This is a genomic window from Virgibacillus salarius (assembly GCF_039521925.1).
GTDB lineage: Bacteria > Bacillota > Bacilli > Bacillales > Amphibacillaceae > Virgibacillus > Virgibacillus salarius.
The window spans coordinates 16,413-41,027 of record NZ_BAAACY010000148.1 but is presented as its reverse complement, the minus strand read 5'-3'; the positions used below and the strand labels follow the sequence as shown (position 1 = coordinate 41,027).

Below are 24,615 nucleotides of genomic sequence, written 5' to 3'. Positions count from 1 at the left end.
AGGTCTTGTTTTTTATTTACTTCAACTGCTGTAAATAATCAAGCGCATCTTCAAATGTATCAACAGGGACTATTTTCATATCTGTTTCTATTTCCGCTGCCTTTTTACGTGCGATTTCATAATTTGTCTCACCATTACCTGCCTCGTTTGGAGCAAAAAAGATATCCGCACCTTCTTTATCAGCAGCAACCACTTTTTTATCGATTCCCCCGATTCGATGTACGTTACCGTCATAGTCTATTTCGCCCGTACCTGCGATTTCATAACCCTTCGTCAAATCCTCTTCCGTTAATTGATCATAAATTTCCAAAGAGAACATGAGTCCTGCACTAGGACCACCTATCTTCCCGCTAGAAAAATGTACTTGAGGGTTTACTGAAACCGCACGATCAGTTACTAATCGAATACCTATTCCAGGCTTATTACCTAAATCAGCTAATGATTCGAGTGTAATCTTTACAGACATCTCTTTTTCGTCACGAACGAAATCTACAGTAATTGTTTCGTTAGCCTTTTTTTCTTCTACGTAATGAATTAAATCATTCGCTTCTTTAATCTCCTCTCCATCAATTCCAATAATTCGATCTCCCATTTGTAATTTCCCATCAGCAGGCATATTTTCAACAATTGAAACAACGTATACGCCATTGTAATCGATTGATATATCTTGATGTGCAGCTTTATATGCAACTACAGTCGATGCTTCTTGTGAATTTTCCATCATTTGCAATTGAGCATGCATATACTCATCATCTGTTATACCATCGGGGAAAACTTCTTCAATAGGAACTATTTGATGATGAGGTAGCACCTTTGCCAATATGTATTGTACTGGTGTAGCTTGTCCGCCACTAACTGTAACAAGATGCATATCTCCCTTACTTTCATAACCTTCTTCTACTTCAACAATTGGATTGAGCGCATCTGCACCACCAGGCTTATAAATATAAAATGGAAGCTGATATGCCGCTAAAAAATAAACAGCAACTATCATTAGAAGTAAGCTAGCCAAGTATTTTTTTGTCATTTCTTTACCCTCCACTATGTTCCACTAACACCATCTGTTTTAAAAGTGTATGGCATAAATTCGCTAGGTATGTGCGTATATTTATATAGACTTGTACATCGCATTAGGAGAACGCGCTTTCTCCTAATGATATTCCAATTCTACTACTATCATACGAATAAGTACAGAGCAAGGCTAACAATTAGGAGGCGCAACATTGTCACAAATAGTTAAAACAATCCTTCTTTCTGGGACAACGGCATTTATTGCATTTTCACTAATACAATTTTCAGATCAAACATTTGAAGCCAGTATCCGTGGCTTAAGTATTTGGTGGGAAGTGGTATTCCCATCACTATTACCTTTTTTTATAACTGCTGAACTACTAATCAGTTTTGGTGTCGTGAAATTTATTGGCGTACTATTTGAACCAATCATGCGCCCTTTATTTAACATTCCAGGTGTTGGAAGCTTTGGATGGATTATGGGGATGGCAAGTGGTTATCCTACTGGCGCCAAAATCGCAAGTAGACTAAGAGAAGAAAAACAATTAACACAAATTGAAGCTGAAAGATTAGTTTCATTTACTAATGCCTCCAGCCCATTATTTATTTTTGCAGCAGTATCTGTTGGTTTTTTCCACGATACAAAACTAGGAATATTACTAGCTGCTTGTCATTATATTAGTAATGCATTTGTTGGTATTTGTATGCGATTCTATGGAAAAAACAAAGAAAAACAAGATATAATGAGAAGGGAAGTTCGTGGGAGAGTATCAATCGTTAAAGCATTTAAAGATATGCATGAAACAAGATTAATGGACAATCGACCATTAGGAGAAATTCTCGGAGATGCTGTCCTTCATTCTGTTAAAACACTAGTAATGGTTGGTGGATTTATCATTTTATTCTCTGTGCTTACAAAGTTATTCTTTTTAACTGGTATATCCACATTCATATCTGTATTTTTCCAACATATTTTACAATTATTTTCTATGTCTCCCGAATTTGGTTTACCTCTATTATCTGGACTTTTCGAGATAACAATTGGTGCGCAGAGTATTTCAGGAATAACAAGTGATACGCTTCTAACAAAAGCTATCTTAGTAAGTTTTATTTTAGGTTTTAATGGTTTGTCGGTTCAAGCACAAGTTGCGAGCATACTTGCAAAAACAGATATTCGTTTTGCGCCTTATTTTTTTGCTAGAATTCTTCATGGAATGATTGCGGCCATCCTTACTATCGTCCTTTATAAACCGTTATATTTGAATAAACAAGCATTTGATTCCGATCATATCGCTGTATCGCAAGGCGTTCATGAAAATATTTGGAATATGGTATTGGAGAAAATAATAACATATGGTCCAATCATTACCATCATTTCCCTAGGAATTTCTATTATTATAATTGCTATTCGACTAAATGCTGCAAAATAAAGCGATGGTTAGCTGTATAAATAAAAGTGCAAGCGCTCGATTAGAAACGCAGCGACTGGAGCGAGTCAACGAAGATAGAGGATTCACACCGATGATGACTTAGATTAGGGAGATTCATGGGCGATGGGCGATGGGAGCTGAACGCAGCTTAACACGCCCATAATTATCCAGATGGGCAAATTTTATAATTTCCTAGACTATAAAAAGAAGGCTGGGACAAAACACAACTTCTTTTACTCAAAATACGAATAATCATGTTATCAATAGAAGTATCATCGCCACACCGTGAAACTATACGCGCTTTCCGCGGGCACGGACTCAACTAACTTGGTAAAGAAAAACAAGTTACTAAGTGGATCTTCGGACTCATGCTGTTCCCGCCGGAGTCTTGCTTATTTCAGGTGCTAAATGATGATTCTGATCAAACAACGAACGATAATTAATTCAAATTAATTATCGTTCGTTGTTTCTTCATTCTTTTGTCCATTAATTATACTTTTGCTCTAATGCTGCTTCTACAACATTAGGAACTAGATCACTAACATTTGCTTTATACTTCGCAACTTCTTTCACGATACTTGAGCTTAAAAATGAATATTGGTTATTTGTCATCATAAAAAAAGTCTCGATATCTTCATTTAATTTCCGGTTCATCGAAGTAATTTGCATCTCATACTCAAAATCACTTACAGCTCGAAGACCACGAATAATTGCCTGCGCATTTTTTGACCTTGCATAATCCATTAATAGACCATTTGATGAATCAATAGATACATTTGGTAAATCTGCTGTACATTGTTCCAATAAGTTGATACGTTCTTCTACATTAAATAAAGGGGCCTTTGATTGATTATTGAATACGGCTACAATAACCTGATCAAAGATCTTTGCTCCTCGTTGTATGATATCTAAGTGTCCATACGTCACAGGATCGAAACTGCCCGGACATATCGCCAATCTAGTCAAGATAAGCGCTCCCTTCCTCATTCATTTTATAAATGGTGATTCCTATCGTACCACCATAATGGGTTTGTTTTACTACGTTTAAATATGGGTGATCCGATGGCAGTTTTTCAGACATGTCATGCTCACAATATATCCAAGCACCTTGTTTTATAAGCCGAAGTTGAATCATTTCGTTGATTAACTCTTCATAGTTTACCTTTCCATAAGGAGGATCGAGTAAAACGAGTTGAAAATCCAGTTCACGTTTAGCTGCGGCGTGAATTGCACGAAATGCATCTGCGCGGAAAATTTCCACTCTATTTTCCAACTTCAGTTGTTTACTATTTTCATTAATGGTATGTACTGCCTTTGGGTGTTTGTCTACGAATACAACCTTCTCCACACCGCGGCTTAATGCTTCAAATCCAAGCGAGCCGCTACCTGCAAAGAGATCTAATGCATTCCCACCCTGAAAAAATGGACCAATCACTTGAAAAACTGCTTCCTTTACTTTATCAGTTGTTGGCCTAGTTGTCTTCCCTGGTACAGCTTTTAGCTGCCTTCCCTTATACTCACCAGCTATTATACGCATTATTCCACCTCGATTTTACCCTATTCGACATTTATCCTACCACAAAAGTATGGAAACGAAAACAAGAATTCATTGAAAAAATTTTTTAGCTAGGTGTATATTATCCTTATGATCGACCATACTAACATAATGAGACAGCTAAAGGTTAGCTTGGTTGTTTCAAAACACGGAGAAGACTTACTCTTCCCCATAAGTTCTTCTTCCGGTTTCTCCTCTCCCTTTGCCTTTTTGTTTTCTAACAAGAAAACAAAGGGACCTGTAGAATCATTTCTGCAGGTTTTTTCTTTTGTATAAGAGAATTGTTTCAAACGAAAAGCTGCGAACAATCAATTCGCAGCTTTTCCGTCATATCCCCATTTTATAATCGTATTGTTTAGCCTTATCTGGTTTCGCATTTTCAAAATCAATTCGAACAAAAGGCTTGTAGGAGCGCTCAACCTTAGAAACAAAAGAAAGCCTTAATAATTTTTCTTCTACTTTTTCTATTTCCTCTTGATCGACATATAATACAGCATATTTCATTTTCTTTGAACTGTATAAAAAATGACCATGGCGCTTAATTTGCTTTAGATTCTTCATATGTTGAAACCAGACCACAATTCCTTGACGTTTTGTTCGCATAAGTTACCTCGCTAAAAATAATATACTTTTTCCATCATTTAAGATGCACATCCACATCCGCCACCGCTACCACAACCACATCCACTATCGGATAATGCAGCACCATCTTGTGGGGCTTTGACTTGCTCACTTACACTATGAGCAACATAATTACTAATTTCATCCAGCAATTTTTGTAGATTACGTTCAGCTATCTTAAAGGAAGCAACTTTATCATTCATGTCCATCTCCCTTTTTACTCTTCGAACTTCTTTCATAATCGCATTATAATCTGGATGATATCTACCGAAACGTTGAACATCTTCATAATGACTTTTTATATCTATAAATGCTTGTATAAGCCGTTGTGCATGTTGGTCCTCATCAAGTTCCTGCTGAGATCGATTATAGGCTTCCATAACGTCTGAGTCTAAAATCATTCTACCAAGCTGCTCAGACCGATCTAGAATATCTACATATTCCATTGTCGCAATCATCCTATCCACCTCCATCCTTATCTTATCACTTTTCCTGCTTTCTGAAAATAATTAATCCTTCATCGCTCCAGCAAACTGCATTAACATTCCCACCATTTGAATGTGATTATTTACTTTCTCTACCTGCTGAGGAAATGTTTTTCCATAGAAGCGTTTGGACTCCTTTCTCATGTCTTCGATAAGATTAGGATCTCGTGATAAATATCGATACCAGATAGGATTAAGTCTAACAAATCGTAATAATTCAGGATTTTGTCGTAAGTAGTTATAGGAATTCGGATCCATATTTTCACTCCTTAGTCGCGAAACCATCCCATTCTTTCATTTGGTTGTTGTGAAGAAGTGCTTTTATTTTGTTGAAATTGTCCAATAAGTTCTTGTATCGTCGTAATGGAGTCACTAAACTGTTCAATTTGCTTTTGAATTTTTTCTAGATCCATTGATTCTGTCATTTTCATTAACTGACTGAATAGCTCTGAATTTTTTTCCTTTTTTGCTTTTTCTTTTTGGGTTTTTGTTTGCGATTTATCACCCTTATATTTTTCCCAAAAAGGGTCATCTTCACCTAGTAATACCCATTTTTCATATGTTTCCTGCCATGGTCTACCACTTTTTCTTATATGCTCAATCAGCTTGGGATGTTCGTTGATAAATTGCTTAAATTCAAGGACTGAAGGGTGTAGTTTCTGGTCACTCATCCTCATCACCTCTTTTAATACATAGTCATATGCACTATTTATTCTATGCATAGGCATGATAGATGTGATTCAAAATCAGCAAGCGAAGCATTATAAATCTTCGCTTGCTTACAATTAGAACGCTTTTGCTAAGAAATTTTGTGTATAATATAAGCGGTAAACACCTACCCCTAGGTGGGTATAATCATCACTCAGCAATGCCTTTCGATGCCCTTCACTATTCAACCATCCTTCCATAGCAGCTGCAGCATCTGGATATTGCGCGGCAATGTTCTCACCTGCTGATACGAATGAAACCTTCCCTTCATCTAACCTATCTTTTAAACCTCTTCCATCTAAACTAGAATGGGAAAAATAATTATTATCTGACATATCTTTACTATGCAGAAATGCTACTTCACCTACAGATTTTTCCCATTTTAACGTTGTTTTCCCTTGCTTATGTCGCATCACATTTGTTATATCAAAAATCTGTTGTTCCATACCTTCCTCTACCTTTGCCCATTGTTCGTTTGTTAAATCGGGCTGCTCAGGCAAATTCCCTCGGTACTGAAGCTCATAAGGCTGATGCTTTAATAACGTTTCCGCTTCTAACACTCGTACAGAGGATAATGTATTCGTAAATGTATCGAAATAGAGTTGCATAAAGACAGAATCGGATAATTTTACGAGTGGCCGCATTTTTTTATCTTCATCTTTAAGCTTAAACGTATATGAAGTTAATCCATTTCGATAAGTTACTTCATCTGAAAAATTAAACTGTTTGCTTATGTTTTCATAAGACTCGCCCAGTGTAACAGACTTTATGTTAATATTATTTCCAGTTGCATAGATTGTTTGAATTTTATCATCTGCCACCCCAAATTGCACATAGGTTTCTTTTTGATCCGTATAAACCCACCAAGTGTATCCGTAAGCACTTGGATCTTTTCTAGTAGGTTTTCCCATGCTTTGAATTAATGCATCGGTTGATTTACCAAACCATTGAAAAAGTTCACCTGCTAATGGAATTTCTTCCTTTTTCTCAGGTACAACTTTTGTTTTAAGTAATTGTTGCTTTTCTTTTACCGAATCACTAATTGATTCTATTGTTGCTTCCGGAGACATATCATTTTGCTCCAAGAAATAGAATCCTACTACCGCTAATAGAGATAAAAGTATGATGCTTTTAATAAATCGCATTATATAGTCTCCTTTTACGTTTTATGGTATATATATGATTCTAATATATAAATCATGCTATCTTCTCTATTATTTTAATGGTAATCATATAAAAAAATGCCAAGTTCGGCAAATAATTTCACTTTCAAAATACGCAAATAGAACCCATTACAACAATTTCAGTCCTGCGAATATCCAATAGTTATATTAGCAGTCATCCTGTAGGAATTTATCCTATTTTTCAATATGTCTTTTCAATTGCAAGTTCTTGCAATTCATACTAATATAGTATAGTGAGGACTATTAGGTGAGGTGGATAAAATGAGATTAGAAAATACAGGATTGGAAGACTTGGTTATTGATTTAAAGCCACTGGATCATTTAACTGCTAAACATGCTTTTATTCGTGCAGGTCAATGGGATTATGAACGTGTCACTTATGATTACCGAATGGATTCCAAAGAAAAGAATATTACATACTACATTCGAATTCAAGGCTATGCTGTTGAAGGTGATGTCGATCGTGGAAACGCCGTCATCAAACTAATGACACCTTTATTAGGAAAGCACTATTACCCGCATGGGGTTGAATATGGAGAGGAAGAAGGCTTTCCAGAAAATTTAGTTGAACGTGCAAATAACTTAGTTAGTAAAGTGAAATCTGAAATTGAACAATTCAACCAATAAATAACTAGCAGCCGACTACTCCTAAGTATGAGAGTAGCCGGTTTTTTTACACATTCCATGTATATATGTAACATAACATTTAGATATAAAAAGTATATAAGCCGTTGTGCATGGAAGTTTTTAGAAATATTATTCTGTTCAAATTCAAAAATAAATGCTATATTTTTTATATATTTGTAACTGTTTTTTCTAGGAAAGGAGCCATCGTAATAAGTTGTTTCGAAATATAACAAAACGCCATTGGACACTCATTTTTTTAGGTATATTCATCATTTTAGTTGCGATTTTTATTTTGCCCATATCAATACCTTTGATTGTAGCATTTGTTTCTGCCCTTTTCCTAAATCCAGTAATTCGACTAATTCAAAGAAGATTAAAAGTCAACAGAAAAATCTCAGTGACTATCGTTTTCTTACTGTTTTTAATCGTACTTGGAGTAGCAGGGACCTTTACTGTTACAAGGGCTGTCACACAAGTAGTTAATTTTGTTGAAGATGTGCCTTCTCATTTCAATGAATTGAACCGAATCTATAGGGAATGGGAAACAGAAGTTCAGCAATATACAGATGATTTACCATCTGAATTTGTTAATCAGGTATCATCTAGCATCGAAGCCAATTTGAATGCACTAAGTGAAACTGCTAAAGAGAAATTCACGCTTGATCGAATTGCACAAGTATTTGCAACGGTTCCTCAATACTTAATTAGTTTCATTGTCTATTTAATTGCTTTATTTTTATTTATGGTTGAACTACCATTGCTAAAGGCCAAAATGTATCACGTAATGACGAAAGAAACAGCAGAACAAGTATCGTTTATGAACGCAAGGCTGACGAGTGTATTTTTGGGTTTCTTCAAAGCTCAGTTTCTTGTGAGCCTTATTATTCTAGCTGTAACATTGATTGGATTATTTTTCATAGCACCTGAAGTAGCGATTATTATGTCATTAATCATTTGGGTGATTGACTTAATTCCAATCATTGGTTCAATTGCCATCCTTGGACCTTGGTCGATATTTATGTTCCTCGCTGGCGATACGGGGATGGGGATTCAACTCGCCGTGCTTGCTGTTATCCTACTTGCTATCCGTCGAACAGTTGAGCCAAAAGTGATGGGACAGCATATAGGATTGTCACCATTAGCCACCTTAATATCCATGTTCATTGGACTAAAACTCCTAGGTCTATTCGGATTTATACTCGGTCCACTACTAGTAATCGCGTTTAATTCAGCAAAAGAGGCAGGTATTATTAACTGGAATATAAAAATATAAAAAGAGTTAGAGGCTTAAGCCTCTAACTCTTTTCTATGTTCCTAAAATTGCTTTTATTAAACTAGTTGTTTCTCCACCCTCATAGAGTATATATAGTAAAAGATAAACAATTACTCCGGTAGACGCGCTTAAAAACCAAATTATACTCGTAATCGGACCTATTTTTCTATGTACGCTGATCTTACGCTTAAATGCCAATACCAACGTTGTAATACCAAAAACAGCCCCCGTTGTAGCTAAGGTAATGTGAAAAATCAAGAAAATCGTATAATATATTTCAAGATCCTCTGGTCCTCCAAAGCTCGTATTACCAATAAAAATAGTTCTTGATATATAAATAATAAAAAACAGCAATGCACTAATTGCAGCGGCAATCATCGTTTTCTTGTGGCTTTTCGCCTCTCCTTTAACAATAAATCGCCAGCCAAAAGCGACTAATACTGCACTAAGAACAATAAAAAACGTACTAATAGTGGGCAATAAAGGCATAGAAAATATGTGCTCCCTTCTAAAAATGCATAAGTAACTCAGCAAACCTCAAGATTATGCTTTTATATTTTATCATATTTTGTTAAAGGCTAAAATCACGACGTCCTGATAAAGTCATTATGGACGAATCAGTTTTAGCTTATGCTTAAAAATACGGTTTCCATTTAAAATAGACTTACTGATACTATTTTTACAACATAATGTCATATTATTAGTATTTCAATTTTACACCAGTATAAAAAAATTCCTAAACACAACAAAGCCCCCACCTAATTACCAAGTAACTAGATAAAAGAGGTGAGGCTTAGGACTAAAATTGCAATTAAGTAAAGTGCTGAAAACAATATTAGTAATCTTTTCTATAGGAATAAATCTTTGTTAATTTCTTATATCTGCTGGTATTGGATCGACTCTCAAGCTCTCTTGATTAAACCACTTAAAGAAAATTCTACCTAACAGAATACCATAGGTGATTTCCTGCATGATTTTCATAATAATCCCACCTAATTGCTGATCCTCAACGGTACTCATTGGGGAGAACATTTCAGGTCCAGAAATGGAAAAAGATATTCCCTCTAGTACCTCTCCCGGAACGCATAAAGCAAGCGCCTGTAACCAGGCTCCATCTTGACTATATGCAGCAAATAAAGGATGGTCTGCAAATATGATCAACACACATGCTGGAGTGATTAACACACCATTAGCAAAAATATACCCTATTTTCACTAGTGGTCGCATTGTATCCATTTCTTTAATTGGTGATAAGATTGGCCACCAAACAATGAAAGCTGCTGCAAGTATTACAAGTGAAATAGTTGTATGTGCAATCGGATTGGATTTAGCAAAGTCAAAGATTACAGGAATGTGATAGATGGAAAATAGTGCATTAAACAGGAGCAGTGAAATTAACGGTTTAGTTAATAAGTTAAAAAGCGGTTTAATAATTGGTGCTCCAATTACTTTTTTCCAAATCCAAGTTGGAATTCCCTTTATTACGAGTATAGGAAATACTAAGTAGTAAATTGCCATCTGTACCATGTGAGCAGTTAGCATAATATGTGAAAGCAAATCTATCGGTGCTCCCTTAACTACGTAAAGTAAAAAGATTGCGATATAGAACATAACTTGCTGTTTACTCGTCGGTTTATCAGTTCCACCAAATTTATGACGATATGGACCTGTAACTAAAAAGTAAGCGACACCCAATCCGATTACAAATAATAGAAAATACGGACTCCATAAGGCACGAAATCCGAAGATCTGTAATTCTAGCCACATTATTATTCACCTCTATAAAAGGATTGTCCTCACTATTATAACTGAATATGAATATTAACACACACTTATAATGTGACGACTTTTAGAAAACACTAGCATAAAGCAAGAACAAAAGCGTAAGCGCCGAATAGAAACGTAGCGACTGAAGCAAGTCAACCGAGATAAAAGAATCACGATGAGCTCGCGAGCCGATGATGGCTTAGATTAGGACGATTCATGAAGTAGCCTCGTTTCTGGGAGCTGGAACTGGACGTGACTTAACACGCGCCTATTTATCCAAATGGGCTAATTTTATAATTTCTTAGACTAAGAAAAAGAGGCTGGGACAAAACACAACTTCTTTACTCAACATACGAATAATCATGTTATCAATAGGAGTATCATCGCCGCACCGCAAAAACATACTCGTTCCACGGACACAGCCTCAGCTAACTTGGTAAAGAAAAACACGTTACCAAGTGGATCTTCGGACTCGTGCTGTTCCCGCCGGAGTCTCGCTTATTTCAGGTGCTAAATGAATTATTTTGATCAAAAAACGAACGATAATTATTTCCAACTAATCATCGTTCGTTTTTTATTGTTTCTTCATTCTTTTGTCTCAGCCTCTTTTATCCTACCACCAAACAATGGCTACTAATGCTGCTACCGTTAATATAGCAGCCCATATACCACCATAAATCATCATGGATGGAAACTCATGTCCCTTATCCTTCATATGCATAAAATAATAGAACTGAAATGCTACTTGAACTACTGCTAAAATTAGCAGTAGAGGAATAGCGAACATTTTATCCATTGCTTCAGTTGCAACAATAGCAAAAGCTATAATGGTAAATCCAATCATAAGAGCAAAAGTAATAAGTTGCTTCTTCATTTCTTCTTTATTCTTTTGCTTTTGGAACGAATTGGTATTGGTGTTATCCGTCATGAATTAACCCACCTTTCCCATTAGGTATACAACCGTAAAGATAAATACCCATACGACATCAATAAAGTGCCAATACAAGCTGAATGTGTAATATTTTGGTGCATTATATAGGTTTAAACCACGCTTCGCATTTCGAACCATAATGGCAATTAACCAACTAAGCCCAAACGCTACGTGCCCTCCATGGAAACCTACTAACGTATAGAACGCTGAACCAAAAGCAGACGATCTAAACGTAAAATGATACTCGTGAATATAATGATAAAACTCATATATTTCACAAGCTAGGAATCCAATACCAAGAAATGCAGTGATCCCTAACCATAATTGCATTTTCTTAAAGTCATTGTTCTTCATATGATACATCGCATACACACTAGTAAGTGAACTAGTTAATAAAAGCATTGTCATTAGAAAAACAAGCTCTAAGCCAAAAATTTCTTCACCAGCAGGACCGTCTGCAGTTGAATTTCTCAATGCTAAGAAAGTCCCAAACAAACTGGCGAATAAAACTGTCTCACCGCCTAAGAAGAACCATAGCCCAAGGAATTTATTTTTACCTTCAAGGGTAGCCTTTTCTGGTTCCTGAGGCATCGTTTCTGGATTTAAGGAATGATCGTGACTCATATTAGTCAGCCTCCCTTTCAAGTTCTTCTTTGGTAATATGAAAGCCATGGTAATCTTTCAAAGAGCGAATAAGCATACAAGCTAGCGCAATACCCATACCGGCAAACACAGCTACTAACCATGCTTTTTGATCCACCTGATAAATAAATCCAAACCCTGCAATAAAGAAACCTAATGACATGATGAAAGGTAAAATAGATCCATTAGGCATATGAATGTCCCCAAGTGGCTCGGCGGCAGTCATTTCACCCTTACCTTCCGTTTTCTCAATCCATAGTGGATCAAGCCCACGTACAAGTGGTGTTTGCTTAAAGTTATAGAACGGTGGTGGAGAAGGAATAGCCCATTCTAACGTACGACCGTCCCAAGGATCCGCTGGAGCTTTTTCTCCTTTAACAGATGTATAGATGATGTTAATAACAAATAAAAGACCTCCAACACCCATTAACAGTGCTCCTATAGTACTAACTAGGTTACCTATATCCAAGCCTTGATCCTCTAAGAATACCCAATAGCGTCGAGGCATACCCATTAGACCTAAAAAGTGTTGAATAAAGAAAGTTAAATGGAAGCCGATAAAGAATAACCAGAACGATAATTTACCTAAGGCTTCATTTAGAATTTTTCCAAACATCTTCGGCCACCAATAATGTAAGGCTGCCAAAATACCAAATACTACTCCACCTACAATAACATAGTGGAAGTGAGCTACAACAAAATAAGAATCGTGATATTGATAGTCTGCAACAGCTGAGGCAAGCATTACCCCTGTCATTCCACCGATTGTAAATGATGGAATAAATGCTAATGACCAAAGCATTGCGGAATTAATCGTAATGCTACCGCCCCACATTGTTGCCAACCAGTTAAAGATCTTAATACCAGTAGGTACGGCGATCGCCATCGTAGCAATCGCAAAAATAGCATTAGCAACAGGTCCAAGACCCACGGTAAACATATGGTGTGCCCAAACCATAAAACCTAAGAATGCGATCAGTATTGTAGCAAATACCATGGCAGTATAACCGAATAATCGCTTCTTAGAGAAGGTTGCGAATATATCACTAAACACACCAAATGCTGGAAGTATTAAAATGTAAACCTCTGGATGACCAAATATCCAAAATAGATGCTGCCAGATAACTGCATTTCCTCCAAGCGAAACTTCAAAGAACGCAGATCCGAACATACGGTCAAACATTAATAAAAACAGTCCAACTGTTAAAGCTGGAAAGGCAAATAAAATTAGCACGCTTGTTACAAATGTCGTCCAAGTGAAGAGCGGCATACGCATATATGTCATGCCTGGTGCACGCATTGTAACTATTGTTACTAAAAAGTTAATACCACCCATTAATGTCCCTGCACCCGAAATCTGGAGACCTAGGATATAAAAGTCCACTCCATGACCAGGAGACGTGGTTGATAATGGTGTGTAGGCAGTCCAACCTGCATCAGGAGCGCCTCCGAGGAACCAGCTACAGTTTAAAAGAACCCCACCAAACATAAATAGCCAAAACCCAAGTGAATTTAAAAATGGAAAGGCTACATCTCGTGCCCCAATCTGTAAGGGCATAATAGCGTTCATTATTCCTAGCAATAATGGCATAGCTGCAAGGAATATCATAGTCGTACCATGCATCGTTATCATTTCATTATATAAACCTGCACTTAAAAAATCATTCTCAGGTTTAATCAGTTGTATACGAATAAACAATGCTTCAAGTCCGCCAAGTAGGAAAAAGAAGCCACCGCCGAATAAATACAAATGCGCAATTTTCTTATGATCGACTGTGGTTAAATAATCCCAAATAACAGCACCGAAGCCTTTCTTTTGAGCAGCTGCAATACTCAAATTTTAAACCTCCCTTTTACTTCTTCCACCCTTTAGTTTAATTAGTTTCCTGCACTCTCTGGAGTTATCTCAGATGGCTGCAATTGCAGCAAATACTCTGCGATATTACTTGCTTCTTCTTTAGATAGTTCAGGGTAATTATTCGTCATTTTGTTCCCTGGTTTTATGGATTCAGGATCCATAATCCAATTAACTAACTTCTCTTTTGTTGGTTCCAAAATACCAGCTATTCTAGAGCGATCACCAAAGTTGGTTAAGTTTGGACCTACCGCATTTGGCGAAGAACCAATAGCGTGACAGCTCATACAGTTATTTTCCTCAAATGCTGCCTTACCATCTTGAGCCACTGCATCTTGAGGCTGCGCTTCTGGATCAACACCTTGCATGTCTTCAACCCATTGATCATATTCTTCTGGACTAACAGCAATAACTTTAAAATCCATCAAGGAATGTGAAGGTCCGCATAGCTCTGCACATTTGCCCCAGTAAACCCCTTCTTCTTTTGCTTCAATATACATGGTGTTGACATTTTCAGGGTTAACATCCATCTTACCAGAGATACTTGGTACCCATAATGAATGGATTACATCTGATGATTGCATATTTAGATATACTTTTTCTCCTGTTGGAATGTATAAATCCTGACTTGTTTGAATTTCTTCACCAGCATAACTAAAGTGCCACCAGTATTGATTACCAGTAACATCAATGTTGATACCATCTTTTGATTTGGATGTATCTGCCAAATCAAATGTAGCAGCAACGGTTGGTACTGCAAGCACAAGCACTAAAATAATTGGAATAACTGTCCATACTGTTTCCAAGGTTTTGTTGCCCTCTACTTGCTTTGGTATGAAATTTTCCTGTCCCTTCTTTTTGCGAAAACGGACAAGTGTAATTACATAAACCAAAAATACGATAACAAACACAAATAACATAATAATTGATGATAGAATAATTAAATTCATGGAAGACTCTGCTCCATACCCTTTTGGTACAAGGGCAGTTAAGTTTTCTTTCCCACACCCAGCAAGGACAAGTGCAAGTAAACTTAAAAGGAATACAGATTTGAATTTTCCCATCCAACCTTTCATGTATCCATACCTCTCTTTCTTTTCTTGATGCTCCTTATATATAAATTAAATTAAGGACGAATTAACTAAATGGAGAGTTCCATGTTACTAGAACCATCATTAAAAATAAGATAGTTAAATAATTCAATGAATAAATAAAAATGATGTTTGCCCATTTCAGATCATTTTTCATAAAGAATCCACTGATACCAATTGCTAGCCATCCAACATTAAGTAAAGTAGCAATAACCATGAACGTTGTTCCCAACGAAGCTAGGTAAAACGGTAATGGTAATAAACATGCAATGTAAATTACAATTTGACGTTTCGTGAATTCAAAACCATGTACTACTGGTAGCATTGGTATACCTGCTGCTTTATATTCTTTACTTTTTCTCATTGCTAATGCAAGAAAATGTGGAGTCTGCCAAATAAACATAATTAAAAACAGAATAAATGGAACAATATGAAAATTCGGTTCTACTGCCGCCCAGCCAATTAAAGGTGGTGCTGCCCCAGAAAAACTACCAATTGCTGTATTCAGCGTATACTTTCTTTTAGACCACATCGTATAGAGAACAACGTATACAAACCAACCAATAAACGCAAATAATACCGCTTCAATAGTTGTAAACAGGAGTAGTCCAAATCCTATTAATGTGGTAACGATACCAAGTGTAAGAACAGCTTGAAGTGAAATGGTTCCGGTTACGGTTGGGCGTAATTTCGTTCTTGTCATAATTGGATCAATATCAGCATCGTACCAATTATTTAACATACACCCTCCGGCAATCACTAGTGCACTTCCTACCATTGTTAATATAAATGTTCCAATATAATCTGTAAAAGAAGATCCAGTAAAATATAGCGCTAACCAGAAACCTGCAAATACCGTGATTAAATTGGAATTAATGATTCCAACTTTGATCAATGACTTAATATCTGCAAGTAACGTGTTGGAACGTTTATCGTCGGAAACACCAGCATTGCTTACAACCGTTGATGTAGGTGTCTCTGCTTTATCCATTCATATCCCCCCTTCAAGCGCCTACCAAAAGGCATAATGAGACAAGGTATACTTTAGTGGAAAATCCAATAAAAACAAAGTATCCCCAAAAATTAATTGTATCATGGAATTGTTTTACAATCTAATAACTACCTAGTAATTATTTTACTGTAATTCACTCATGTTTTTGTGACGATTTTGTGAATCATTTTAAAACAATAAAGAATTGGCTATGTAGGATGGTAGTTATTTTCGCGTAATGATGGTAAGTATATCAAACTCCCCTACACTATTTCTAGCAAACAACAGACAACAATGCAAGCGTTTTTTATATTTTCTATAGTGAAAAGAAAAACAAAACATGATACTATTACAATTGTGTGTCAACACAATCCATTTTTGAGGCAAACCATTGCTTTTTCTCAGGTATTAATATTATGATAAATCTATCGGATTTGTAAACATACTATTTTTTAAATTACATAAAGTGAGGATTTACTAATGATCAAAATCTTAAAGTGGTTATCTGTCGTGGCAACCATTGGTATGATGTTCGTTTTATTAGGTGGTGCACTTGTAACGAAAACAGGATCAGCTGACGGATGTGGAGATAGTTGGCCATTATGTGAAGGAGAAATAATACCAACTACGATTACACCAGAGTTAATAATTGAATTAAGTCACCGTATGGTCACAGGTATTGTTGGTTTTGCAGTATTGGGCTTGGCAGTATTAGCTTGGAGACATATTGGCCATATTCGTGAAGTGAAGTTCTTGTCATTTCTTTCATTATTTTTTTTAATTCTTCAAGCACTTATTGGGGCTGCAGCAGTGAAATGGGGGCAATCTGACTTTGTATTAGCTGCACACTTTGGCATTTCGCTAATTTCCTTTGCTTCCGTCTTTTTGCTTATGCTTCTCGTTTTTGAGGTTGACAAAAAATTCGATGCTAAATCTCTATTTATTAAGAGGTTTCATCGTATCGAAATATATGCATTAACGATATACACTATGTTGGTTGTTTATACTGGCGCCCTTGTGCGCCATACTGAATCTAATCTGGTGTGTGGTGGATGGCCATTCTGTAATAATAATGCTCCATTTGCTTTCTCAGAATATACTATACCTCAATGGATTCAAATGGGACATCGATTAGCTGCGGCAATATTATTTATATGGACAGTAATAGCTTTTATACAAATGATTAAAAATTATCGTTCCAACCATATTATGTATTGGGGTTGGATCATAACATTATCATTTATCTCCTTACAAGTATTCTTTGGAGCAATGATAATCTTTACTCGACTCCATCTAGGTACGGCACTTTTACATGCACTCGTAATTTCTCTTTATTTTGGCATGCTGAGTTATTTTGTTTTGCTAGCAACAAGAAGTGGCAAGTATGAAAAGCAAACGCAAGATAAGCCCAATATTTCATCAACTTAATATGGAAACTGTTTATGTCAATTATTTGCATAAAAAAATCTCAAGGAAAAAAATTTCCTTGAGATTTTTTATTTCAGGTACACTTTTGGCACAGCTATTCACATAGTAACAAGCTACGTCAAGTAGCGCTGACCAACACCCTATTAATCAAGTGGTATCCCATTTAATCAAATTCGATGAGCAAATCTCCTACTTCGATCGTATCGGCGTCACTGACGTATATATTCTTAATTGTACCTGTAAAAGGTGCTTGAACAGTTGTTTCCATTTTCATAGCTTCGGTTATTAAAATATGATCACCTTTATCTACTTTTTCACCAACATTTCTTAAAACCTTAATAACCGTACCAGGCATTGTTGCTCCGATATGCTTATCATTTCCTTTATCCGCCTTTGGCTTTATTTCTAATTCTGACTGGATATTTTCATCCTTAACGACAATTTCACGTGTTTGTCCATTTAACTCAAAATAGATAACCCTAGTACCATCTGCCCTTGCTTCAGATATCGATACAAGCTTTACAATTAGCGTCTTTCCTTGTTCGATTTCTACTTCTATCTCTTCACCTAGATTCATACCATAGAAGAAAGTTGGTGTATCTAAAACCGACATATCTCCATATGTATCGTAGAATTTATTGTAATCCATAAATACCTTTGGATATAATGCATGTGATATCAAATCAAAACTAGTAACCTGACGATCTAGTGTCTTAAATAACGTTTCTTTTAATTGGGTAAAATCGATCGGATCTAGTAGTTCGCCTGGACGTACCTTAATTGGTTCCTTACCCTTTAGAATAATGCGTTGCAATTCTTGAGGAAACCCTTGATATGGTTGTCCAATATAGCCTTGAGCAAATTCTATTACCGAATCAGGGAAGTCGATAGATTCCCCTCGTTCATAAATATCATCTTCTGTTAAATTATTTTGTACCATGAATAATGTCATGTCACCAATAACTTTTGAGGAAGGAGTTACCTTAATAATATCGCCAAACATATCATTTACTTGCCTAAACATTGCTTTTACTTCATTCCATCTGTCTTCTAAACCGACTGCCTTGGCTTGCTGTTTTAGATTACTATATTGTCCACCAGGCATTTCATGCATATATATTTCTGTATGCGGTGATTTCATACCACTTTCAAAGTCACGATAATAGTCTCGAATCCCTTCCCAATAATGCGAAAGTTTTTCATAAGCAGAAACATTTACCTTTGGCTGTCTCGAATGGGATTCTAACGCATGATATAGTGTTTGTGCGCTTGGCTGTGATGTTAACCCAGCCATTGGCCCAGCAGCAACGTCTACAACATCAACACCTGCATCTATTGCTCGAGCGTATAAATAAATTCCATTTCCACTTGTATCATGCGTGTGCAAATGAATTGGTAAATCAACAGTCTCTTTTAAGGTTGAAATCAATTGATATGCCGCTTCCGGTTTTAATAATCCAGCCATATCTTTAATACCTAGTATGTGGGCACCAGAATCCTCTAATGATTTAGCAAGTTTTTTATAATATTCTATGTCATATTTAGAACGGCCAATATCTAATATATCTCCAGTGTAACACATTGTGGCTTCAGCAATTTTGTTATTTTCGCGAACGGACTCGATTGCTAATTGCATTCCTTCGACCCAATTCAAGCTATCAAAAATTCGGAAAACATCTATTCCTGCAGTAGCACTTTTTTCAACAAATTCTTTAATTAAATTATCTGGATAATTTTTATACCCTACCGCGTTACTTGCACGTAGCAACATTTGAAAAAGTACGTTTGGCATTTTTTCTCGAAGCTTTAACAGACGTTCCCATGGATCTTCTTTTAGGAAACGATAAGCAACATCAAAGGTCGCTCCACCCCACATTTCTACGGAGAATAAATTTGGTAATAATCGTGCTGTCGGCTCAGCAATTTGATACAAATCCTTTGTTCTAACCCTCGTTGCTAATAAAGATTGATGGGCATCACGGAATGTCGTATCAGTTAATAAGACTTCCTGTTGCTCTTTCAACCAATTTGCAAGTCCTTCAGGTCCTTGCTGATCAAGAATTTGTTTTGTGCCATCAGGGGTTTTCTCTGCTGAGTCAAATTTAGGAATTTGTAATTTTGAAAAAGATGGTTTTGCCTTCTTCCCTGATGCATCTAACCCATTAATAGTCGTATGACCAATATAGGTTAACATCTTTGTACCTCGGTCCTTTCGTTTCGGAAAAACGAATAGCTCCGGTGTTTGGTCGATAAAGGTCGTATTATAAACACCTGAAAGAAAATTCTCATGTAAGATGACATTTTCTAAAAAAGGAATATTTGTTTTAATTCCACGTATCCGGAATTCTTTTAAGTTTCTGACCATTTTTTGTACAGCTTGCTCAAATGTTAGTGCCCAAGTAGATACCTTTACTAAGAGTGAGTCGTAATGAGGTGAGATGACTGCTCCTTGAAACCCATTACCTGCATCTAATCGAACTCCAAATCCCCCACCAGTTCGATATGCCATGATTCTTCCTGTGTCAGGCATAAAATTATTTAAGGGATCTTCTGTAGTTACCCGAGATTGAATAGCAAAACCATTTGTAACCAATTTATCTTGTTCCGGTATGCCAATAGAAGTATCATGTAAGTTTCTTCCTTCAGCTACCTTAATTTGTGTCTGAACAATATCCACACCCGTAATCATTTCAGTTATCGTATGCTCTACTTGAACACGTGGATTTACTTCTATAAAGTAAAATTCATTTTCTGTTACAAGAAATTCTACTGTTCCAGCATTAACATATTGAACATTGTCCATTAGGTGTACTGCTGCATTACATATTTCCATCCGTAATTTGTCAGGCAATGATGTACTAGGTGCTACTTCTACTACCTTTTGGTGTCTTCGCTGGACAGAGCAATCTCTTTCAAACAGGTGAATTGTATTACCAGCATGGTCACCAATTATTTGCACCTCAATATGCTTTGGATTCTCAATTAATTTTTCAACATAGATCTCATCATTTCCGAAAGCAGCCCTTGCTTCAGATTTCGCACGGTCATACGCTTCTGCAAGTCCTTGTTCACTGCGTACGATGCGCATACCTCGACCGCCACCACCAAGTGATGCCTTTATTATAATTGGAAAGCCATGCTGCGTAGTGAATTCTTCTACTTCTTCTAAAGAAGTAACTGGCCCATCGCTTCCTGGTATAATAGGAATTCCTGCATTAATCGCTTGTGTTCGTGCTTTTACCTTATCCCCAAACATATCGAGATGCTTACTTGTGGGACCAATAAAAATGATTCCTTCTTCTTCACAACGTTTCGCAAATAAAATATTCTCCGAAAGAAAACCATACCCAGGGTGAATCGCATCCACACCAACTTTTTTTGCGAGCTTAATAATGCCTTCAATATCAAGGTAAGCCTCAATTGGCTTCTTTCCTTCACCGATAAGATACGCTTCATCCGCTTTATACCGATGGTAAGAGCTAGAATCCTCCTTAGAATAAATAGCAACTGTCCGGATGTTTAATTCAGTACAAGCCCGAAAAACACGTATTGCTATCTCTCCTCGGTTTGCAACTAATATTTTGTTTATCTGCTTAAGTTGTTCTTCCATGTTTTTCCTCCTCGATTAGTATAAAGTACTTTACTATCATTATTCTGTTGTTCGGTTGCTGGTTCTTGTTCTCTCTTCTTTACTTGCATTGCTATATTATTTAAAACCCCCATCGATATCATTAATACCAATAGAGACGAACCACCATAGCTTACAAACGGAAGTGGAACTCCTGTGATAGGAAGTAAACCACTAATTGCTCCTAAATTAATAATAGCCTGCAAACCTACCATTGACGATATACCTATAGCTAATAATGCTCCAAAGCTGTCTTTTGTTTTTCGCGAGATAAAAATTCCGCGTAAAACAATAATGGCTAACATTCCTATAACGATAACCACCCCTAAAAAACCAAGCTCTTCAGCAACAATTGCCATAATAAAATCAGTATGAGCCTCGGTTAAATAGCCGAGCTTTTGAACACTTTGCCCGAGCCCTTCTCCCAAAATACCACCATTACCTATAGCCAGATAGGACTGAATTAATTGATAGCCATGAGAATCGGGTGTTTGAAAGGGCTGATATGCTCCTGTAAAACGGGAAAGCCTTTCGTCTGTTATCATATATGGTATTGCAAATAATAATAATGCAACACCAATACCTATTAATATCAGCAAGTGTTTTAATCGAATTCCTGAACTAAAAATTACGGAACATGCAATCAAAAAGATAATTGATGCTGTTCCAATATCAGGCTGAAGGACGACTAAGCCTAAAATTATGCCTGTTAGTATAAGCGGTGGAAGTACTCCTTTACTAAACTGATCAATATATTCTTGTTTTTTCGAATAAACAGAAGCTAGGTACATAATTAGTGCAAGTTTAGCAAACTCAGCAGGCTGTATTCCAAATATCCATGACTGAGCATTGTTTACATTTGAACCAAACAATAACACAGCTATTAATAATAAAATGATACCTAATATGATTGGTTTTATTAATTTTTGGTAATACTTATAAGGGAAAATACAGCAAACTATAAATGCTCCTAATCCCATTGCAAATCTAACAGATTGTAAGCCCAAATAATGCGTAGGTTTATACTCATTTACTACTGCGAATACCATACTCGCACTATAAATCATTACTAATCCAAATGCAGCTAAGAGGATTGGGGTAATCATTAAAGTAAAATCATAATTTTTTAATTTCTGTACCATTTTCCTTCTCCCTACTTTTATGTATTACAAGCGGTATTGTTTTCTATAAATTCTATATTTATTATGTCTTATCGCAGGGTATGAAGCTACTCACTTACCTATTTACATTGTGTTTAAACAAAAAAACCTTGCCGTTTTAGTTTGTAGGCAAAGTTTTTGCATCTTCGTTCAACCCGCAACTAATCTCGTGACGTTACTATCACACGGATTTCTGCGCTGCTTCATGCAGAATATTTAACTGCCTCTCCAAATTTTCAAGGAGTGCTTTACCTTCATCTTCGCTGATTAAGTTCAAACGAACAGCAAAATCAATTTCCCTGGAAAGCCCAAACATTTGTGTATCGAGAACTTCTTCGTATAAAGGACATTGTGGCATTGTTAGGTTATCTATTTGAACTTCTATTAGTCGCAAAATTTTGTCAGCATCAGCCTTAAGAAGGGCATGGGCTTTTTCGCGATGATTTACTGTCACCTCATGAATCAAATCTATCCCCTCCAAAAATAAGCTTCCTTCTCTATATTATATTATCGTTAGCATCAATAAAATGCAAATAAAATTAAAGAAAATCATAATCTTAGAAGTGAAAAATTAGTATAGGTCTGCTATCCTTAAGAAGGACAACTTTTAAGAGGTGATAAATATGATCGTACCAATAAACGGGAAAGTAGCGTATCCCATTACATTAGATCCAACAGTGTGGATATTCGATGACAGAAAAATAGAACTAGAGAAAGCTTTTACAGAAAAACCAGTTGATACCAATGATCAAGACGAATTAGAACGTGCTTCTCAAAGATGGAGCCAAGAGGTCTATCAACAAAATATAAAACCACCCGTAAATAGAAGTATTAAAAAATACGAGCGCGAAAAAATCTTGGAAAGCTCTTACGTGATGCCAATAGGTCATTTTCTTGATAATGCAGAAATTAGCAAGGATGCATCGGGTGCAATTTTAGTTACTGATAGTAAAGAAATCCCTATTTCCATTGATGATTTATACCATAGTTATTTTCTATTCGCTCGGGATGGAAAACCTCTTAAAGAAGACGGACCGGTTCATTTATATTATCAAGACGGTTCCAACAAGGATAATCCTATTAAACATATTACTGCTATAAAAATAAAGTAACACTAACTTAGACATCTTCTTCTTTCTATTTGACCATAGAACAACGGAAAGAAATAATGGGAAAGCAGTGATGAAAAACTTTATTAAAAAGTTACCGAATGATTTTGAAGGTTGTGCACATTGTTGCGACAACCTTTTTTTATAAGCAGGGAAATTATAAATTTTCCCATGTGAATAAATCTTGGCGTGTTGAGCCGCGTCCAGCACCAGCCTTCAGAAACGAGGCGACTTCATGAATCGCCCTAATCTAAGTCATCATCGGCTCACAAGCACACCGTAATCCTTTATCTTCGTTGACTCGCTCCAGTTACTACGTTTCTATTCGGGCGTTTGCGCTTTTGTTCTTTGCCGAAGTAATTTTTTCTAATACTATCTTTATCATAGTTTTCGTAAATAACCCTCAATATCTTACCGTTTTGTATAATTTATATTATTTCATCCAAAATAACAGTAATCGTTTTTATTATGGATGGAGGAATTTCTAATGAGATGGCGAATAGGTTTAATATTACTTGCTAATATATTTATATTGGCAGCATGTCAGCAGCAAAGTCAAGAAGAGCCATTATCGAATGAAGAGAAAGACAATCAAATGATTCAGGTAAAGAATTCGGACCCTCACGAACAAAAAAACCTTACAAATACAGAAATCGCAGATCACCTTGCAAATATTGCAAGTGACGTTCCTAACGTTGAAGACGCGACATCTGTTGTAGCTGGCCCCTATGCAGTTGTAGGGATTGATGTAGATAAAGACCTCGATCGATCGAGAGTAGGCACGATAAAATATAGTGTGTTAGAAGCTCTTTATCATGATCCTTATGGAAAAACAGCGGTTGTTGTAGCGGATGCAGATATGACAGAAAGAATTAGAGGAATGGCAAATAAAATTAGACAAGGACACCCAGTCCATGGCGTTGTAGATGAACTTGCTGCAATTGTAGGAAGGTATATGCCAGATTTTCCAATCAGCGATGACAGACCTCAGGAACCGGATCAAAATAAAGAAGTAATACCCGAGGACGAAAAACAAAAGCTAGAAGATACAGAAGAAGAACAATCTAATCATCATAATAATGAATAATAAAAGAGTTTCCGACTATTACGGAAACTCTT

General features: G+C 36.3%; 24 protein-coding genes. 6 read left to right on the top strand and 18 right to left on the bottom strand.

Annotated elements, in window-relative coordinates:
- Positions 1-16 precede the first annotated feature (16 nt).
- Positions 17-1,027, bottom strand: coding sequence for a SepM family pheromone-processing serine protease (locus tag ABDZ84_RS18320; RefSeq protein ID WP_026680789.1), 1,011 nt, complete (start codon positions 1,025-1,027; stop codon positions 17-19).
- Between the two features lie 196 nt (positions 1,028-1,223).
- Here ABDZ84_RS18320 and ylbJ point away from each other — a divergent pair, with 196 nt between their 5' ends.
- The gene (ylbJ, locus tag ABDZ84_RS18315) at positions 1,224-2,441 is read left to right on the top strand and encodes a sporulation integral membrane protein YlbJ (RefSeq protein WP_281949111.1); all 1,218 of its coding nucleotides are present in this window, start codon (positions 1,224-1,226) and stop codon (positions 2,439-2,441) included.
- A 486-nt stretch (positions 2,442-2,927) separates the two neighbouring features.
- Here ylbJ and coaD read toward each other — a convergent pair whose 3' ends face one another.
- The 7 genes from coaD to ABDZ84_RS18280 all read right to left on the bottom strand — a co-directional run bounded on the left by coaD (position 2,928) and on the right by ABDZ84_RS18280 (position 6,955).
- The gene (coaD, locus tag ABDZ84_RS18310) at positions 2,928-3,407 is read right to left on the bottom strand and encodes a pantetheine-phosphate adenylyltransferase (RefSeq protein ID WP_121605044.1); all 480 of its coding nucleotides are present in this window, start codon (positions 3,405-3,407) and stop codon (positions 2,928-2,930) included.
- Positions 3,400-3,978, bottom strand: coding sequence for a 16S rRNA (guanine(966)-N(2))-methyltransferase RsmD (gene rsmD, locus ABDZ84_RS18305; RefSeq protein ID WP_026680786.1), 579 nt, complete (start codon positions 3,976-3,978; stop codon positions 3,400-3,402). Before rsmD ends, coaD begins: the two co-directional genes overlap by 8 nt.
- 345 nt (positions 3,979-4,323) lie before the next feature.
- Positions 4,324-4,599 carry a YlbG family protein gene (locus ABDZ84_RS18300; protein WP_026680785.1) on the bottom strand — a complete coding sequence of 92 codons (276 nt, stop codon included), beginning with the start codon at positions 4,597-4,599 and terminating at the stop codon, positions 4,324-4,326.
- Positions 4,600-4,637: 38 nt separating this feature from the next.
- On the bottom strand, positions 4,638-5,075 hold the full coding sequence (locus tag ABDZ84_RS18295) for a YlbF/YmcA family competence regulator (RefSeq protein WP_026680784.1): 438 nt from the start codon (positions 5,073-5,075) through the stop codon (positions 4,638-4,640).
- Positions 5,076-5,126: 51 nt separating this feature from the next.
- Positions 5,127-5,360: a YlbE-like family protein gene (locus ABDZ84_RS18290; RefSeq protein ID WP_026680783.1), complete on the bottom strand. Its 234-nt coding sequence runs from the start codon at positions 5,358-5,360 to the stop codon at positions 5,127-5,129.
- Between the two features lie 11 nt (positions 5,361-5,371).
- On the bottom strand, positions 5,372-5,773 hold the full coding sequence (gene ylbD / locus ABDZ84_RS18285) for a YlbD family protein (RefSeq protein WP_026680782.1): 402 nt from the start codon (positions 5,771-5,773) through the stop codon (positions 5,372-5,374).
- 114 nt (positions 5,774-5,887) lie between these two features.
- Positions 5,888-6,955, bottom strand: a complete 1,068-nt coding sequence (locus ABDZ84_RS18280) for a CAP domain-containing protein (protein ID WP_343782529.1) — start codon at positions 6,953-6,955, stop codon at positions 5,888-5,890.
- Positions 6,956-7,255: 300 nt separating this feature from the next.
- Between ABDZ84_RS18280 and ABDZ84_RS18275 the strand changes: the two genes are divergently transcribed.
- On the top strand, positions 7,256-7,621 hold the full coding sequence (locus ABDZ84_RS18275; RefSeq protein WP_026680780.1) for a YugN family protein: 366 nt from the start codon (positions 7,256-7,258) through the stop codon (positions 7,619-7,621).
- 214 nt (positions 7,622-7,835) lie between these two features.
- Positions 7,836-8,894 carry a sporulation integral membrane protein YtvI gene (gene ytvI / locus ABDZ84_RS18270; RefSeq protein WP_343782526.1) on the top strand — a complete coding sequence of 353 codons (1,059 nt, stop codon included), beginning with the start codon at positions 7,836-7,838 and terminating at the stop codon, positions 8,892-8,894.
- Between the two features lie 33 nt (positions 8,895-8,927).
- Here the strand turns inward: ytvI and ABDZ84_RS18265 are convergent, their stop codons facing one another.
- The 7 genes from ABDZ84_RS18265 to cyoE all read right to left on the bottom strand — a co-directional run bounded on the left by ABDZ84_RS18265 (position 8,928) and on the right by cyoE (position 16,171).
- On the bottom strand, positions 8,928-9,383 hold the full coding sequence (locus ABDZ84_RS18265; RefSeq protein WP_026680778.1) for a DUF420 domain-containing protein: 456 nt from the start codon (positions 9,381-9,383) through the stop codon (positions 8,928-8,930).
- 378 nt (positions 9,384-9,761) lie between these two features.
- Positions 9,762-10,661, bottom strand: a complete 900-nt coding sequence (ctaG, locus tag ABDZ84_RS18260; protein ID WP_026680777.1) for a cytochrome c oxidase assembly factor CtaG — start codon at positions 10,659-10,661, stop codon at positions 9,762-9,764.
- Positions 10,662-11,274: 613 nt separating this feature from the next.
- A complete protein-coding gene (ctaF, locus tag ABDZ84_RS18255; RefSeq protein ID WP_026680776.1) occupies positions 11,275-11,589 on the bottom strand; it encodes a cytochrome c oxidase subunit IVB in 315 nt (104 codons plus the stop codon).
- Between the two features lie 3 nt (positions 11,590-11,592).
- Positions 11,593-12,216: a cytochrome (ubi)quinol oxidase subunit III gene (locus ABDZ84_RS18250; RefSeq protein ID WP_026680775.1), complete on the bottom strand. Its 624-nt coding sequence runs from the start codon at positions 12,214-12,216 to the stop codon at positions 11,593-11,595.
- A 1-nt stretch (position 12,217) separates the two neighbouring features.
- Positions 12,218-14,071, bottom strand: a complete 1,854-nt coding sequence (gene ctaD / locus ABDZ84_RS18245; protein WP_026680774.1) for a cytochrome c oxidase subunit I — start codon at positions 14,069-14,071, stop codon at positions 12,218-12,220.
- A 41-nt stretch (positions 14,072-14,112) separates the two neighbouring features.
- The gene (coxB, locus tag ABDZ84_RS18240; protein WP_121605039.1) at positions 14,113-15,165 is read right to left on the bottom strand and encodes a cytochrome c oxidase subunit II; all 1,053 of its coding nucleotides are present in this window, start codon (positions 15,163-15,165) and stop codon (positions 14,113-14,115) included.
- A 61-nt stretch (positions 15,166-15,226) separates the two neighbouring features.
- The gene (cyoE, locus tag ABDZ84_RS18235) at positions 15,227-16,171 is read right to left on the bottom strand and encodes a heme o synthase (protein ID WP_026680773.1); all 945 of its coding nucleotides are present in this window, start codon (positions 16,169-16,171) and stop codon (positions 15,227-15,229) included.
- A gap of 480 nt (positions 16,172-16,651) precedes the next feature.
- On the opposite strand from cyoE, the gene ABDZ84_RS18230 reads away from it, so the two are divergent.
- Complete coding sequence (locus ABDZ84_RS18230) at positions 16,652-17,599, top strand: COX15/CtaA family protein (protein ID WP_026680772.1); 948 nt, start codon at positions 16,652-16,654, stop codon at positions 17,597-17,599.
- A 163-nt stretch (positions 17,600-17,762) separates the two neighbouring features.
- Here the strand turns inward: ABDZ84_RS18230 and pyc are convergent, their stop codons facing one another.
- The 3 genes from pyc to ABDZ84_RS18215 all read right to left on the bottom strand — a co-directional run bounded on the left by pyc (position 17,763) and on the right by ABDZ84_RS18215 (position 22,850).
- Positions 17,763-21,209: a pyruvate carboxylase gene (pyc, locus tag ABDZ84_RS18225; protein WP_026680771.1), complete on the bottom strand. Its 3,447-nt coding sequence runs from the start codon at positions 21,207-21,209 to the stop codon at positions 17,763-17,765.
- Positions 21,185-22,369 (bottom strand): putative lipid II flippase FtsW, encoded by a 1,185-nt coding sequence (gene ftsW / locus ABDZ84_RS18220; RefSeq protein ID WP_026680770.1) that lies wholly within the window; start codon positions 22,367-22,369, stop codon positions 21,185-21,187. Before ftsW ends, pyc begins: the two co-directional genes overlap by 25 nt.
- A gap of 199 nt (positions 22,370-22,568) precedes the next feature.
- A complete protein-coding gene (locus ABDZ84_RS18215) occupies positions 22,569-22,850 on the bottom strand; it encodes an Fpa/YlaN family protein (protein WP_026680769.1) in 282 nt (93 codons plus the stop codon).
- A 160-nt stretch (positions 22,851-23,010) separates the two neighbouring features.
- On the opposite strand from ABDZ84_RS18215, the gene ABDZ84_RS18210 reads away from it, so the two are divergent.
- Both ABDZ84_RS18210 and ABDZ84_RS18205 read left to right on the top strand, forming a co-directional pair.
- On the top strand, positions 23,011-23,499 hold the full coding sequence (locus ABDZ84_RS18210; RefSeq protein ID WP_026680768.1) for a hypothetical protein: 489 nt from the start codon (positions 23,011-23,013) through the stop codon (positions 23,497-23,499).
- 484 nt (positions 23,500-23,983) lie between these two features.
- Positions 23,984-24,583, top strand: a complete 600-nt coding sequence (locus tag ABDZ84_RS18205; RefSeq protein ID WP_026680767.1) for a YhcN/YlaJ family sporulation lipoprotein — start codon at positions 23,984-23,986, stop codon at positions 24,581-24,583.
- The last annotated feature ends 32 nt before the right edge of the window (positions 24,584-24,615 follow it).

What these genes read in the sequence shown, in the direction of transcription:
- ABDZ84_RS18320 (WP_026680789.1), bottom strand. Translation starts at nt 1,027, where the DNA reads ATGACAAAAAAATACTTGGCTAGCTTACTTCTAATGATAGTTGCTGTT.
- rsmD (WP_026680786.1), bottom strand. Translation starts at nt 3,978, where the DNA reads ATGCGTATAATAGCTGGTGAGTATAAGGGAAGGCAGCTAAAAGCTGTA.
- ABDZ84_RS18300 (WP_026680785.1), bottom strand. Translation starts at nt 4,599, where the DNA reads ATGCGAACAAAACGTCAAGGAATTGTGGTCTGGTTTCAACATATGAAG.
- ABDZ84_RS18295 (WP_026680784.1), bottom strand. Translation starts at nt 5,075, where the DNA reads ATGATTGCGACAATGGAATATGTAGATATTCTAGATCGGTCTGAGCAG.
- ABDZ84_RS18290 (WP_026680783.1), bottom strand. Translation starts at nt 5,360, where the DNA reads ATGGATCCGAATTCCTATAACTACTTACGACAAAATCCTGAATTATTA.
- ylbD (WP_026680782.1), bottom strand. Translation starts at nt 5,773, where the DNA reads ATGAGTGACCAGAAACTACACCCTTCAGTCCTTGAATTTAAGCAATTT.
- ABDZ84_RS18280 (WP_343782529.1), bottom strand. Translation starts at nt 6,955, where the DNA reads ATGCGATTTATTAAAAGCATCATACTTTTATCTCTATTAGCGGTAGTA.
- ABDZ84_RS18275 (WP_026680780.1), top strand. Translation starts at nt 7,256, where the DNA reads ATGAGATTAGAAAATACAGGATTGGAAGACTTGGTTATTGATTTAAAG.
- ABDZ84_RS18265 (WP_026680778.1), bottom strand. Translation starts at nt 9,383, where the DNA reads ATGCCTTTATTGCCCACTATTAGTACGTTTTTTATTGTTCTTAGTGCA.
- ctaG (WP_026680777.1), bottom strand. Translation starts at nt 10,661, where the DNA reads ATGTGGCTAGAATTACAGATCTTCGGATTTCGTGCCTTATGGAGTCCG.
- ctaF (WP_026680776.1), bottom strand. Translation starts at nt 11,589, where the DNA reads ATGACGGATAACACCAATACCAATTCGTTCCAAAAGCAAAAGAATAAA.
- ABDZ84_RS18250 (WP_026680775.1), bottom strand. Translation starts at nt 12,216, where the DNA reads ATGAGTCACGATCATTCCTTAAATCCAGAAACGATGCCTCAGGAACCA.
- coxB (WP_121605039.1), bottom strand. Translation starts at nt 15,165, where the DNA reads ATGAAAGGTTGGATGGGAAAATTCAAATCTGTATTCCTTTTAAGTTTA.
- cyoE (WP_026680773.1), bottom strand. Translation starts at nt 16,171, where the DNA reads ATGGATAAAGCAGAGACACCTACATCAACGGTTGTAAGCAATGCTGGT.
- ABDZ84_RS18230 (WP_026680772.1), top strand. Translation starts at nt 16,652, where the DNA reads ATGATCAAAATCTTAAAGTGGTTATCTGTCGTGGCAACCATTGGTATG.
- pyc (WP_026680771.1), bottom strand. Translation starts at nt 21,209, where the DNA reads ATGGAAGAACAACTTAAGCAGATAAACAAAATATTAGTTGCAAACCGA.
- ftsW (WP_026680770.1), bottom strand. Translation starts at nt 22,369, where the DNA reads ATGGTACAGAAATTAAAAAATTATGATTTTACTTTAATGATTACCCCA.
- ABDZ84_RS18210 (WP_026680768.1), top strand. Translation starts at nt 23,011, where the DNA reads ATGATCGTACCAATAAACGGGAAAGTAGCGTATCCCATTACATTAGAT.
- ABDZ84_RS18205 (WP_026680767.1), top strand. Translation starts at nt 23,984, where the DNA reads ATGAGATGGCGAATAGGTTTAATATTACTTGCTAATATATTTATATTG.